Origin of the sequence: Streptomyces aureus, from assembly GCF_001418135.1 — a bacterium.
Taxonomy (GTDB): Bacteria; Actinomycetota; Actinomycetes; order Streptomycetales; family Streptomycetaceae; genus Streptomyces; species Streptomyces aureus_A.
Window position 1 is genome coordinate 1 of sequence record NZ_LIPQ01000079.1, and the last position, 12,506, is coordinate 12,506.

Consider the following 12,506-nt stretch of genomic DNA (forward strand, 5'->3'; position numbering starts at 1 on the left):
GGGGTTGCCGGGGGTGTGGGGGCCGTCATGGCGTCGCCTTAGCGCTCGGTGTGCTCAAGTGGACTTCCGTACCGCCCTCTTCGCCTTCGCGGACCGTCAGTTCCGCGCCGATCAGCAGGGCGCGTTCCCGCATGCCGCTGAGGCCCGCGCCGTCCGGCGCCCGGCCGATTCCCCGGCCGTCGTCCTTGACCAGGAGACCGACCCCGCCGCGGGGCAGGCGGCGCAGACGCAGATCCACCCGGGTCGCGCCCGCGTGGCGGGCCGTGTTGGTGAGGCCCTCCTGCGCCACGCGGTAGAGCACCAGCTCCGTCGCGTGGTCGAGTTTCGGGAGGCCGGACTCGATGTGGGCCCGTACCGCCAGGCGCGGCGTCGAGAACTCCGAGGCCAGCGATCTCAGCGCACTGTGCAGCCCCAGCTCCTCCAGCACCCCGGGGCGCAGCCGGCGCGCGATGCGGCGGATCTCGTCCAGGCTCGTCCGCGTCGTCTCCTGTGCCTGGTGGAGTTCGGTGCGCAGCTCCTCGGGAGCGTGGTCCGCGGCGTGCTTCAGCTGGAGCAGCACGGCCGTGAGGGTCTGCCCCACCTCGTCGTGCAGCTCCTGCGCGATCCGTCGCCGCTCCTCCTCCTGCGCCGAGAGGACCCGGGCGGTGCTCGCGGCCCGCTCGGCCTCCAGCCGGTCGAGCATCGTGTTGAAGGTGCGTGTCAGGTCGGCGAGCTCGCCGCGTCCCGCCACCGCCGCCCGCCGCCCCGGCCTCAGCAGGTCCGCGGTCCGCATCGCCCGGGTGAGTCGCTGCAGCGGCGCCAGGCCGAGCCGCAGCAGGAACCCGTTCGCGAGGAGCATCGCGACGAGGCCCGCCACGAGCACGATCGCCTCACCCAGGAGGACGGGCGTGGAGACGGTGACGGGGCCCAGCAACAGCAGTACGGCGACGACCAGCACCGAGGCGTTGAGAAGGAAGATGCGCCAGTACAGCGACACTTTTGCGACTCTCTCCCTTTACCTGCTCCGAGCCTCTGACCTGCGGTGGGATCCATGTCCCCCGCCTCATCCTGACCAGTTTCCGGTGTCGTGTCCATCCGTGCCGACACCCATGTTCCGGGACTCCCGGCGGGTGGCACCATGGCCCCCGACCACCGAACCGATCACCCTTTGACATGACAACGGAAGGGACGGGCCCTTGCCTGCTCCGCGGATGAGAACGACACCCCTGCCCGGCATAGGCGTCCAGTACGACCTCACCACCCGGGAGCACCGCCAGCTGTCGGTCATCGCGCACCGCGACGGGACCCGGACCGTGAACGTCTACCGGGGCGACGACCCCGACGCCTGCGCGCAGTCGCTCCACCTCACCGAGGCCGAGACCGCCTCGCTGATCGACGCGCTGCTCCCCGCGCACCACAGCCCCAACGTCCTGCACACCACCGACCTGGGGCTCGTCGCCGAACGCATCGAGCTGTCGGCCCACTCGTACTGGAACGGGCGGCTGCTCGGCGAGACGAAGATGCGCACCGATGCCGGCGCCTCCATCGTCGCCGTACTGCGCCGCTCCGGGGCCGTACCGTCCCCGACGCCCGCCTTCCGGTTCGCCGGCGGTGACACCCTCATCGTCATCGGCACCCGCGAGGGCGTCGACGCGGCCGCCGCGATCCTCGGTCGGGAGTGAGGGCGGCGTGCACTCCGCGGTCTTCCTGATCGAATTCGGCGCCATCATCCTCGGTCTCGGCCTGCTCGGGCGGCTCGCCGGCCGGTTCAGCTTCTCCCCGATACCCCTCTACCTCCTCGCCGGGCTCGCCTTCGGCAAGGGCGGCCTGCTGCCGCTCGGCACCAGCGAGGAGTTCGTCGCCATCGGCGCCGAGATCGGCGTGATCCTCCTGCTTCTGATGCTCGGCCTGGAGTACACGGCGAGCGACCTCGTCTCCAACCTCAAAACCCAGTACCCGGCCGGGCTCGTCGACTTCGCCCTCAACGCCCTGCCGGGCGCCGTCGCCGCGCTGCTCCTCGGCTGGGGGCCGGTCGCCGCCGTCGTCCTGGCGGGCGTCACCTGGATCTCGTCATCCGGCGTCATCGCCAAGGTCCTCGGGGACCTCGGACGCCTCGGCAACCGCGAGACGCCGGTCATCCTCAGCATCCTGGTCCTCGAAGACCTCGCGATGGCCGTCTACTTGCCCATCATCACGGCCCTGCTCGCCGGGGTGGGGCTCGCGGCCGGCAGCGCCACGCTCGCCATCGCCCTGGGCGTGGCCGGCGCCGTGCTGTTCGTCGCCGTCCGCTACGGGCGTCTGATCTCGCGGTTCGTGTCCAGCGACGACCCGGAGAAGCTGCTTCTCGTCGTCCTCGGCCTGACCCTGCTCGTCGCCGGCGTCGCCCAGCAGCTCCAGGTCTCCGCGGCCGTCGGCGCGTTCCTCGTCGGCATCGCCCTCTCCGGGGAGGTCGCCGACGGAGCCCACGCGCTGCTGAGCCCCCTGCGCGATCTCTTCGCCGCGGTGTTCTTCGTCTTCTTCGGACTGCACACCGACCCCGCCAGCATCCCGCCGGTACTCCTCCCGGCGTTCGCCCTGGCCGTCGTCACCGCGCTGACCAAGATCGCCACCGGTCACTGGGCCGCGCGGCGCGCCGGCATCGGGGTCAAGGGGCGCTGGCGGGCGGGCGGCACGCTGGTGGCGCGCGGCGAGTTCTCCATCGTCATCGCGGGCCTCGCCGTCACCGCCGGGGTGCAGCCCCAGCTCGGGCCCTTCGCCACGGCGTATGTGCTCATCCTCGTGGTGATCGGTCCGCTCACCGCCCGCTACACGGAGCCGGTCGCCGCGTACCTCCTCGGGCGACGACGGAAGCCGTCGGCCTCGGAGGAGATGACCGTACGGGAGCCGGAGACGGGACCCGAGCCCGTACGCGTACCCGAGCCCGGGTCCGCCTCCGACCGTGTGTGAGCGCGGCAGGCCCGGCCTGTCCCGGCCGGAGCGTTCGGCTGCGACCGCTGAGGCCGTCGAGACCACACGCCGCTGAGGTCACCGAGACAGCCTGGGCCCTGGCCCCGCCTGGCCCCGCCCGGACCGCTGAGTACGTCCGGCCCCGCTGAGCCGGCTCAGCCCGCGATCTCGATCGCTTCCCCCTGCGGCGAGGTCCGCTCCGACGGCTGACCCGCCGGCTGCTTCCGCGTGATGCCCTGGAGCAGCTGGGCGAGGTCCACCCCGGTCGTGGAGGACAGGAGCTCCATGCCCTGGGCGACGTTGTCTGCGACCGTACGGGACAACTGGCTCGCCCCGTCCGTCGAGATGACCGTCATCTTCTCGACGGCCGACAGCGGCTCGGAGGCCTTGGCCACGACCTGGGGCAGGACCTCGACGAGCATCTGGAGGACGGCCGCGTCCCCGTACTGGGCGTAGGCGTCGGCCTTCTTCCGCATGGCCTCGGCCTCGGCGGAGCCCCTCGCGGCGATCGCCGCGGCCTGGGCCTCGCCCTCGATGCGTACGGCGTCGGCGAGGGCCGCGCGGTGGGCCTTCTCGCCCTCACCGGTGAGCCTGGCCCGCTGGGCGTCGGCCTCGGCCTCCTTGACCAGGGCGATGCGCCGGGCCTCGGCCTCCTGCTCGGCCTGGTAGCGGGCGGCGTCGGCGGGCTTGCGGACCTGCGTGTCCAACTGGCGGTCGGTCAGGGCGGCCTGCCGCTCGGCGACCTTCTCCTGCTCGGTGAGTATCTGCTGCTGGCGGTCGGCCTCGGCGAGCGGGCCCGCGGCGTTCGCCTGGGCCGCGGCCTCGTCCGTCTGCGCCTTGATCTCGGCCTGCTTCAGGTAGAGGGTCCGCTGTGCGATGGCGATCTCCTCCTCCGCCTTCAGCCGCGCCTGCTCGGCGGCGCGCCGCGCGACGGCCTCGGCGATGTCCGCCTCCTGCTTGGCGCGGGCGGCCTCGGGGCGCCCGAGGTCCTCCAGGTACGAGCCCTCGGTGGTGATGTCCTGGATCTGGAAGGCGTCGAGGACCAGGCCCTGACCGGAGAGGCTGGCCTCCGCCTCCTCGGCGACCTGCCCGGCGAACGCGGCCCGGTCCCGGATGATGTCCTCGACCGACATCCGGCCCACGATGGACCGCAGGGCGCCCGACAGCACCTCCTGGGTGAAGCCGACGATGCCGTCCTGCTGCATGAGGAAGCGCTGCGCGGCCGCGCGGATCGAGTCCTCGGTGCCGCCGACCTTGACGATCGCGACGCCCTCGAGGTTGGCCTTCACACCGCGCAGGGTGACCGCGCCGCGCACCGCGACCGGGATGTGCCGGCTGGACAGGTCGAGCGTGAACTTCTGCTGCACGAACGGGACGACGAACACACCGCCACCGACCACGACCTTCTGGCCGCTGTTGTCGGTGAACACCCGACCCGTGGCCGGGTCGGTGGCCTTCTTGCCGCGCCGGCCGGTGATGATGAAGGCCTCGCTGGGGCCGGCCACCTTGTAGCGCGTGACGACGACGAGACCGAGCAGGACGACGAGGACGACTATTCCCACGACAGCGGTCAGAACAGGGCTCATGCAGAAATCCCTTCGAATGCAGTGAACGAAAATGAGTGAGTCCAGCGAGAGAAAAGCGAGGGAGGAGGAGAGCGAACTCGACGAAAAGGGCGCTGAACCGGGTGACGGCGCGGAGGCGGAACTCAGCGCTCCACGGGGCGGACGGTGACCGACGTCGCCGACAACACCGACTCCACCCACACCTCGGCGCCCCGCTCGACCGGCGCGGCCGCCTTCGCCGCGTACTTCACCGGCTGGCCCGCCAGATACAGCAGCACCTCGCCGTAGCCCCCGGCCGGAATCGCCGTGACGACCGCGCCCGACGTGCCCGTCAGGTCCTCTCCGCGCGGTGCGGGCGCGCCGCCGTCCCGGAGCAGCGCCCGGCTGAACCACCAGGTCGCCCAGCCCACCAGGGCACCCGCGGCGATGCCCGTGAGGGTCGCGACGACCGCTCCGGCTCCGGCCGCGCCGGCCGCGATCGCGCCCGTGAATCCGAGCGCCGACACGAATCCGGCGATCACCGGGAGGGAGAGGAATCCGTCGAGACCGCCGCCGAGGCCTTCCAGGACGCCGTCGAAGACGAGGGAGAGCGCCAGGACGATCAGCCCCGCGATACCGAATCCCAGAAACCATCCCACGTGTCGATCCCCCTTGATTCCTCGCGACCCTCCACTATTTCTGAATTGTTCCATGTAAGGAGCGTGTAGGACATGGGTGCCAGCACCCATTGATTCCCGGGAGCGGCCCGGCAGTTCAGTACGATGGGCTGCTGTTCTTACGTGGAGGAGGGCGTCGTGGCGGACCGGAGCGAGGGCGGAGCGGAGCCCTCCGCGCGCAGGCGCGGGCAGGGCGAACTGGAGTCCCAGGTGCTCGCCGTGCTGCGCGAGGCGTCCGAGCCTGTGCCCGTGGCGTGGGTTCGGGAACGCCTCGGCGGCGGTCTCGCCTACACCACCGTCATCACCATCCTCACCCGCCTCCGGGCCAAGGGCGCCGTCGAGCGCGAGCGCGCCGGCCGTTCCTTCCGGTGGACGGCGGTCGCCGACGAGGCCGGGCTCGCCGCCCTGCGGATGCGGAAGGTGCTGGACGCGGAGGCGGACCGTCAGGCGGTCCTCGCGAGCTTCGTCACCGGCCTCTCGCCGAACGAGGAGCGACTCCTTCGTGAACTGCTCTCCCGGGCCGCCGAGGAGGAGGAAGGCTAGCCGCCGTGGGAGTCTTCGTCTTCCTTCCCCTGGTCCTTCCGCTGACCGCCTGGCCGGTCGCCCGCCTCGCCGAGCAGCGGCTCCACCCCCGTACCGCGACGCGGCTGCTGGCCGCCGTCGCCGGTGTCTCCGCCGTGTGCAGCACCCTCTGCCTCGGCCTGCTCATGATCGTGGGCACCGCGCAGCTCCCCGGCAACCCGCTGCCCGACACGTGGTCGGACCCCGATGTGCGCGCGGCCCTCCCGTACGACGAGATCGCCGGCCGCGCGGCCATCCCGGCGCTGCTCGCCGTCCTGGTCTCGTGCGGTGCGGCGGCCTGGCGTCAGCTGCGGGTGCGGCGCCGGGTCGTGGCGGCGCTCGCCGGGCTGCCGCCGACGCCCGTCGCGGTGCTGCCGGACCGCACGCCCTACGCGTACGCGGTGCCCGGCGGCCCGGTACGGGGCGGGGCGCGGGGCCAGGGCGGGAGGCCGCGGCCCCCTGGCGGGGAGCCGCGGGGGCACGGCCGGGTCGTGGTCAGCACCGGAATGCTCACGGGTCTCGCCCCCGCCGAACGAAGGGCGCTCTTCGCCCACGAGCGGGCCCATCTGGCCGGGCGTCACCACCGGCACCTCCTGACGGTCCATCTCGCGGCGCGCGCGAACCCGTTCCTGCGGCCGCTGCGTACCGCCGTCTCCTACACCGCCGAGCGCTGGGCCGACGAGGAGGCGGCCGCCGAGGTCGGCAGCCGCCGCTCCGTCGCCCGCGCGATCGGCAAAGCGGCCCTCCTCGCGCCCCGCGCGCCGGCCGCCGCCCTCCCCGCCCTGACGGGCGAGGAAGCCGGCCCGGTGCCCCGACGGGTGGCGGCCCTGATGCGCCCCGCTCCGGCGGGCCGCGCGTGGCCGCCGGCCGGCACGGCCGTGGGCCTCGCCGCCTGGTGCGCCGCCTTGGGCGCGACCGTGTCGGCCCTGTCCTCGGCGAACTCGGCGGTCACGCTCTTCCTGGTGCTGCGCGGGGCCGCCTCGCCGATGTAGCCGTTCGACCGCCTTCCGGGCCCTGTCGTCGTACTCCCGTCGTCACCCGCATGGCGTCGCGGGGCAGACGCGAGTTCGCCGACAGGGCCTAGAGGTCGAACTCGTGCGGCGGCAGGTCCAACGTGAAGCAGGCCTCGCGGACCACGGCCTGCTCCGTCTTGTCGAAGTCGCCGTCGGCGCCGCCGATGACGATGCCGATCTGGACGACGGCGCGTGCCTCGGCCGGCTTCTTCTTCGCCTTGGCGATCTCCTGGAGGACGCTCACCTTGCCGAAGTCGAAGTCGGCCGTCAGCTTGTTCAGGTTGTCGTCGAAACGGCGCTGAAGGTCCAGCGCGTCGAAGTTCTGCAACACCTCGTTGGTCGAGATGAGCTGGGCGACCCGGCGGCGCTCGGCGGGGTCGATCGTCCCGTCGGCGGCGGCGACCAGCGCGCACATGGCCATGCTCGCGTCCCGGAACGCGCCGCTCTTCAGGTCGTTCTTCCTCGCCACCAGCTGGGTCTGCATCGTCGATGCGGATTCCTTGACGCGGTCCCACAGGGCCATGAGCACTCCAGACGTCGATTACTTCTACGGTCTTGTAGAACGTAGCAGGGGGACGTGGAGTTCCCGGGGACCGTCACACGCCGAGGAGTTGGAGCGAGGCCCACAGCGCCACCGTCGAGGCGGTGAGGGTGGCCGGGACCGTCAGGAGGCCGAGGCGGGTGAACTCCCCGAGGTCGACGGGGTGGTCGTGCTCGTGGGCGATGCGGCGCCAGAGGAGGGTGGCGAGGGAGCCGGCGTACGTGAGGTTGGGGCCGATGTTCACCCCCAGCAGCACGGCGAGCACCGCGCCGGGGCCCGAGGCCGCCGCGAGCGGGACCAGGGCGAGGGTCGCCGGGAGGTTGTTGATGAGGTTGGCCAGGACCGCGGCCACGGCGGCGACGCCGAGCAGGGCCGGCAGCGAGGTGCCGTCCGGGAGGACATGGGCGAGGGCGCTGCCGAGCCCGTTGTCGACGACGGCCCGGACGACGATCCCCAGCGCCAGGACGAACGCGAGGAACGGCAGGGCCGCCGAAGCCACGAGCGCGCGCGGGGTGGTGCGGCGCCGGGCCAGCGCCCGTACGGCGAGCACGGCTGCGCCCGCCGCGGCCGCCCACGCCGGGTCCACACCGGTCGCCGAGGCGAGGGCGAAACCGCCCAGGGTCCCGGCCACGGTGACCAGGGCGAAGAGGGGGACGGCCACGGGGGCCGGAGGGCCGGTGGGGGCCGCCGCGACGGCCAGGTCGCGCGCGAAGAAGCGGCGGAAGACGCCGTACTCGACGGCTGTCGCGGTGAGCCACGGGAGCAGCATCAGCAGCGCGAACCTGGTGAAGCCGAGCCCGGTGGCCGTGAACGCGAGCAGGTTCGTGAGGTTCGAGACCGGCAGCAGCAGCGAGGCCGTGTTGGACAGATGGGCGCTCGCGTAGGCGTGGGGCCCGGGCCGGACTCCCATCCGGGTGGCCGTCGCGAAGACCACCGGGGTGAGCAGGACGACCGTCGCGTCGAGGCTGAGGACGGCGGTGATCAGCGAGGCGAGCGCGAAGACGGCACCGAGCAGCCGCTGCGGGCGCCGGCGGGACCAGCGGGCCATCCAGGTGCCGCAGGCGTGGAAGAGTCCTTCGTCGTCGCAGAGCTTGGCGAGGACGAGGACGGCCGCCAGGAAGCCGATCACCGGACCCAGTCGCTCCGCCTCCTCGCGTACGGCCTCGGGGGTGACCGCGCCCACGGCGAGCACGGCACCGGCGGCGGGTACGGCGAAGACCGCCTCGGGCAGACGGAACGGGCGGACGACGGCGCAGATCAGCACCACGGCCAGGGCGAGCACGGAAACGGATGGGGCGAGCATGCGTTCGATCATCCGGGTCGGCCGCCACGGCTCCTCAAGGGGGTGCCCGGTGGGTCTCTCCTTCCTCGACTCAGGAGAAACGTGACATTGTACGATGCTCCCCCGTGACTTCTCGGAGGACGCACGATGGGTGACCTGAAGCAGTACGGCCTCGTCAGGGCCCAGGAGCGGCTCCGCGACCAGGTCGGGCACGCCCTCCGCGCGGCCCTGATCGCCGGCGAGCTGCGCCCCGGCCAGGTCTACTCGGCCCCCGGACTCGCGAGCGACCTCGGTGTCTCCGCGACCCCGGTCCGCGAGGCCATGCTCGACCTGGCCCGGGAGGGCCTGGTCGAACCCGTCCGCAACAAGGGATTCCGTATCACCGAGGTCAGCGAGCGTGACCTCGACCAGTTCACCGAACTGCGCACCCTCATCGAGGTGCCCACCATCGGGCGCATCACCAGGAAGGCCGACCGGGAGCGGCTGGAGGCGCTGCGCCCGGTCGCCGAGGAGATCGTCTCGTGCGCCCGGGATCACGACCTCATCGGCTATCTGGAGGCGGACCGCCGCTTCCACCTCGCGCTGCTCGCGCTCTCCGGAAACGACCGGCTGGTCGAGACGGTGGGGGACCTGCGCAAGCGCTCCCGGCTCTACGGTCTGACCGGTCTGGACGAGGCGGGCAAGCTCGTCTCGTCCGCCGAGGAACACCTCGAACTCCTCGACCTGATGATCGCCGGAGACGCGCGTGGTGCCGAGGCGTGCATGCGACGCCACCTCGGGCACGTACGGTCGCTGTGGGCCGAGGGCCGCGACGAACCGGTCGGGCGACGAGGGTAGACGGCGCGGAGCTCGTCGCGGGCCGTACGTGGCCGCGACGAAGGCCCTGCGCCGCAGGGCCGCCGACGTCAGGGCCGCGCGGAGCACCGCAGCCCGGGAGCGGTGGCGTGCCCGCCCGGATCACACTTCGTCGGCGGGCCGGGTGAAGCGGCCGCTCGGCTCCCCCCGGAGCCGGCCGGCCGGCAGCCTGCGTCCGTAGGCCACCAGCAGGAGGTCCTGGGCGGTGCCGAACACGGGGCTGCCCGAGCCGTACGACCAGTCGAGGTCCTCGGCGCACAACCGCACCGCGTCGAGGTCGGCGCCGAAGAACCTCAGGCCGCTGGGCCGGATCTGGTCCAGCAGGATGCGCAGCCGGTCCTCGGGGACACGCCGGTCGACGCCGAGAGCGACGGTGACGTCCAAGCCGTGCACCACGTCGTGACCGAGTGCCGCCGCGAACCCGCCGACGGGCGGGGTCCACGGATGGTCGGCGTTCTCCCGCAGGAACGAGGCGAGCGCGGTGGTGGAATGGGCGGCCGCGTCCCTGCGCGCGACCCGGTCGGTCATGCGGTGGAGGTTCCCGCGCGCCCTGACCAACTCGCCGAGCGTCGCGGGCAGGGAGAGCCGGAACCCCATCGACATGTGCGCCGCGACCTCGCGAACCCGCCAACCCGCGCACAGACTCCGCTCGTTCCACTGCCCGGTCGTCAGACCGTCGAACAGGTCAGCCAGTTCCCTGCGTTCGGCCGCGATCGCGGCCCTGACCTCGGTGCTGTTCCTCTTGCGGACCGTCGATTTCTCCATGTGCCCAACCCTGCGGCCCGCCGGGCGACAACGCCAATAGATGGTTCTGCTGCTCCCTAGAATCAGTGCTTATGGAGCTTCGCCAGCTGCGCTACCTCGTCGCCGTCGTCGAGGAGGGCGGTTTCACCCGCGCCGCGGCCCGGCTGCATCTGGCCCAGCCCGGCCTCAGCGCCCAGATCCGGCAGCTGGAGAAGGAGTTGGGGCAGCCCCTGCTCGACCGCTCCGGCCGCTCGGTGACACCGACCGAGGTGGGCCGGGCCGTCCTGCCCTACGCCCGCGCCGCACTGGCCGCCGCGGACGCCGTGCGGCAGACGGTGGACGCGTACACGGGGCTGTTGCGCGGCCGGGTCACCCTCGGCCTGGTGTCCGGGGCCGCCGGGCACGCCTTCGACATCGCCGGTTTCCTCGCGGACTTCCACGAGGACCACCCCTCGGTGGAGGTGGCGCTCACCGAGGACACCACGGAACGGATGCAGGCCGCGCTCCTGGCCGGCGAGCTCGACATCGCCTTCCTCGGGGCGGCGGTGGAGACGCCACCCCCGGGAGCGGCCTTCCAGGTGGTGATCGACGTCCCCCTGGTCGCCGTTGTCGCGCCCGGTGATCCGCTGCTCGCACGCGTCGACGGCACGACCGTCCCGCTCGCCGGTCTGCGCGACCGGCCGCTGATCTGCCTGCCGCGCGGCACCGGGGTGCGCGCGGCGCTCGAACGGGGCTGTGCGCAGGCCGGATTCCGGCCCCGGGTCACCTTCGAGGCGGCGGCACCGCACCTGCTGGCGCGGCTCGCCGCGCGGGGCCTCGGCGTCGCCGTGCTGCCCGCCGGAGAGGACGAGCCGGCTCTCGACGGGCGGCTCCGCACCCTGCGGATCGTCGAGCCCGGGATGCGCGGCCGCCTCGCGCTCGCCTGGCAGGCCACCGGGCCGTCGAGCCCCGCGGCCCGGGTCCTCCTGGACCGCCTGCGGGAAGCCCTCCCGCAACCGCGTCCCATCTAGGGGCGTTGTCGATCAGGCCAGGGTCGTGGCGCCCGGTACGGCGGCGGTCAGTCCCGGCCCGGGAAGAAGTCGGCGCCCTGGACGTACTCCATGGCCCTGATGAACTCCGGGTCGCGGAGGCGGCGTTCCATCTCCTCCGGACTCACGTCCTCCACGCGGGTCTGGATCCAGTACAGGTTGCCGAGCGGGTCGCGCACGCGTCCGACCCGGTCGCCGAAGAACAGATGGGTGACCTCGGTGACCGAGGTGCCGCCGGCCGCGACGGCCCGCCGGTGCACGGCGTCGGCGTCGTCCACGTACAGACGGAGGAAGCCGGGGGTCGCAGGCCACTCCGGTCGCGCGTCGAACATCATCACCACCGAGTCGCCGATCCGGACCTCGGCGTGCTGGACGCTTCCGTCCTCGCCGGTCAGGCACGCGAGCTCCTCAGCGCCGAAGGCCCGCTCCAGGAACGCGATGAGCCGCACGGTGTCGCGCGAGATGATCCACGGCGTCACCGTGTGGTAACCCTGGGGAACGGGGTTGACGGACATCTGGCTGCCTCCTGGGGTGCGAGTGCCTCAACGTGATGACGACGCTAGTCCCGATCCAGGCCGGTTCCTGACCTAGAAGGACCCGGCTCCCCGAGAGGCGAGGCCCGGCGCCCTCACCTGGCCATCACCTCGTGTCGTTGTTGGGCCGAACGGGTGAGGAGCGGGAGGATGTGCCCATGAGTAGGTACGAGAGGTACGACGTCACCGACGAGCAGTGGGAGGGCCTCGCCCAGGTCGTGCCCCTGCGCGGCCGTGACGAATGGCCGTCCAGGGTCGACCACCGCACGATCCCCGAGCAGTACGAATCCGCCGAGCAGCGCCGTATGGTCGTGCTCCGCGTGCAGGTGTTCGCCGACGCCCGTGAGGTCGCCGAGTACCTCATCGCCCAGATCCCGGTGCTCCTCGATCTGACGAGCGCCGACACCGAGGTCGCCAAGCGCATCCTCGACTTCAGCAGTGGTGTGGTCTTCGGTCTCGGCAGCGGGATGCACCGCGTCGACCGGAACGTCTTCCTCCTCGCCCCGGCCGGTACGGAGGTCGAGGGTGCGGAAGGCGAGGACGAGGAGGGTGTCGTGGGCGGCCGGACCGCCGGCGTCCCCCGATCGTAGGAAGGTCATCTAGCCGTAACGGTTCGTCAGGGAATGGACTGCGTACGGTCCGGGCATGGACCTCACCGGTGGCTTCACGCTCGACCACTCCTCCTCCACGGCTGCCCCTTCCTCCCGCGCTCCCTCCCCGGGCGCACCGTCCACCGGCGCTTCCTCCACCGGCCCTTCCTCCACCGGCGCACCGTCCACCGGCGCTTCCTCCACCGGCCCTTC

14 protein-coding genes are annotated in these 12,506 nt (G+C 72.5%); 7 read left to right on the forward strand and 7 right to left on the reverse strand.

What is annotated here, in order from left to right; genetic code table 11:
- Nucleotides 1-25: 25 nt before the first annotated feature.
- Nucleotides 26-976 (reverse strand): sensor histidine kinase, encoded by a 951-nt coding sequence (locus tag AOK00_RS08535; RefSeq protein WP_055599703.1) that lies wholly within the window; start codon nucleotides 974-976, stop codon nucleotides 26-28.
- A gap of 214 nt (nucleotides 977-1,190) precedes the next feature.
- Between AOK00_RS08535 and AOK00_RS08540 the strand changes: the two genes are divergently transcribed.
- Together AOK00_RS08540 and AOK00_RS08545 are read left to right on the forward strand one after the other, a co-directional pair.
- Nucleotides 1,191-1,661, forward strand: a complete 471-nt coding sequence (locus tag AOK00_RS08540; protein WP_055599704.1) for a cation:proton antiporter regulatory subunit — start codon at nucleotides 1,191-1,193, stop codon at nucleotides 1,659-1,661.
- Between the two features lie 7 nt (nucleotides 1,662-1,668).
- Nucleotides 1,669-2,925, forward strand: coding sequence for a cation:proton antiporter (locus AOK00_RS08545; RefSeq protein WP_055599705.1), 1,257 nt, complete (start codon nucleotides 1,669-1,671; stop codon nucleotides 2,923-2,925).
- A 155-nt stretch (nucleotides 2,926-3,080) separates the two neighbouring features.
- On the opposite strand, the gene AOK00_RS08550 is transcribed toward AOK00_RS08545, so the two are convergent.
- Both AOK00_RS08550 and AOK00_RS08555 read right to left on the reverse strand, forming a co-directional pair.
- On the reverse strand, nucleotides 3,081-4,511 hold the full coding sequence (locus AOK00_RS08550; RefSeq protein WP_055599706.1) for a flotillin family protein: 1,431 nt from the start codon (nucleotides 4,509-4,511) through the stop codon (nucleotides 3,081-3,083).
- Nucleotides 4,512-4,633: 122 nt separating this feature from the next.
- Nucleotides 4,634-5,128 carry a hypothetical protein gene (locus AOK00_RS08555; protein ID WP_055599707.1) on the reverse strand — a complete coding sequence of 165 codons (495 nt, stop codon included), beginning with the start codon at nucleotides 5,126-5,128 and terminating at the stop codon, nucleotides 4,634-4,636.
- Nucleotides 5,129-5,284: 156 nt separating this feature from the next.
- Between AOK00_RS08555 and AOK00_RS08560 the strand changes: the two genes are divergently transcribed.
- Together AOK00_RS08560 and AOK00_RS08565 are read left to right on the forward strand one after the other, a co-directional pair.
- The gene (locus AOK00_RS08560; RefSeq protein ID WP_055599708.1) at nucleotides 5,285-5,689 is read left to right on the forward strand and encodes a BlaI/MecI/CopY family transcriptional regulator; all 405 of its coding nucleotides are present in this window, start codon (nucleotides 5,285-5,287) and stop codon (nucleotides 5,687-5,689) included.
- 5 nt (nucleotides 5,690-5,694) lie between these two features.
- The gene (locus tag AOK00_RS08565) at nucleotides 5,695-6,699 is read left to right on the forward strand and encodes a M56 family metallopeptidase (RefSeq protein WP_055599709.1); all 1,005 of its coding nucleotides are present in this window, start codon (nucleotides 5,695-5,697) and stop codon (nucleotides 6,697-6,699) included.
- A gap of 88 nt (nucleotides 6,700-6,787) precedes the next feature.
- Here AOK00_RS08565 and AOK00_RS08570 read toward each other — a convergent pair whose 3' ends face one another.
- Together AOK00_RS08570 and AOK00_RS08575 are read right to left on the reverse strand one after the other, a co-directional pair.
- On the reverse strand, nucleotides 6,788-7,243 hold the full coding sequence (locus tag AOK00_RS08570; RefSeq protein WP_055599710.1) for a tellurite resistance TerB family protein: 456 nt from the start codon (nucleotides 7,241-7,243) through the stop codon (nucleotides 6,788-6,790).
- 73 nt (nucleotides 7,244-7,316) lie between these two features.
- On the reverse strand, nucleotides 7,317-8,564 hold the full coding sequence (locus AOK00_RS08575) for an SLC13 family permease (protein WP_055599715.1): 1,248 nt from the start codon (nucleotides 8,562-8,564) through the stop codon (nucleotides 7,317-7,319).
- 126 nt (nucleotides 8,565-8,690) lie between these two features.
- Here AOK00_RS08575 and AOK00_RS08580 point away from each other — a divergent pair, with 126 nt between their 5' ends.
- Nucleotides 8,691-9,380: a GntR family transcriptional regulator gene (locus AOK00_RS08580; protein ID WP_055599711.1), complete on the forward strand. Its 690-nt coding sequence runs from the start codon at nucleotides 8,691-8,693 to the stop codon at nucleotides 9,378-9,380.
- A 120-nt stretch (nucleotides 9,381-9,500) separates the two neighbouring features.
- Here the strand turns inward: AOK00_RS08580 and AOK00_RS08585 are convergent, their stop codons facing one another.
- Complete coding sequence (locus AOK00_RS08585) at nucleotides 9,501-10,163, reverse strand: maleylpyruvate isomerase family mycothiol-dependent enzyme (RefSeq protein WP_055599712.1); 663 nt, start codon at nucleotides 10,161-10,163, stop codon at nucleotides 9,501-9,503.
- Between the two features lie 71 nt (nucleotides 10,164-10,234).
- Between AOK00_RS08585 and AOK00_RS08590 the strand changes: the two genes are divergently transcribed.
- Complete coding sequence (locus AOK00_RS08590; protein ID WP_055599713.1) at nucleotides 10,235-11,152, forward strand: LysR family transcriptional regulator; 918 nt, start codon at nucleotides 10,235-10,237, stop codon at nucleotides 11,150-11,152.
- 47 nt (nucleotides 11,153-11,199) lie between these two features.
- Here AOK00_RS08590 and AOK00_RS08595 read toward each other — a convergent pair whose 3' ends face one another.
- On the reverse strand, nucleotides 11,200-11,685 hold the full coding sequence (locus AOK00_RS08595) for a VOC family protein (RefSeq protein WP_055599714.1): 486 nt from the start codon (nucleotides 11,683-11,685) through the stop codon (nucleotides 11,200-11,202).
- A 176-nt stretch (nucleotides 11,686-11,861) separates the two neighbouring features.
- Between AOK00_RS08595 and AOK00_RS08600 the strand changes: the two genes are divergently transcribed.
- Nucleotides 11,862-12,293 carry a cell division protein SepF gene (locus AOK00_RS08600; protein ID WP_030322791.1) on the forward strand — a complete coding sequence of 144 codons (432 nt, stop codon included), beginning with the start codon at nucleotides 11,862-11,864 and terminating at the stop codon, nucleotides 12,291-12,293.
- The last annotated feature ends 213 nt before the right edge of the window (nucleotides 12,294-12,506 follow it).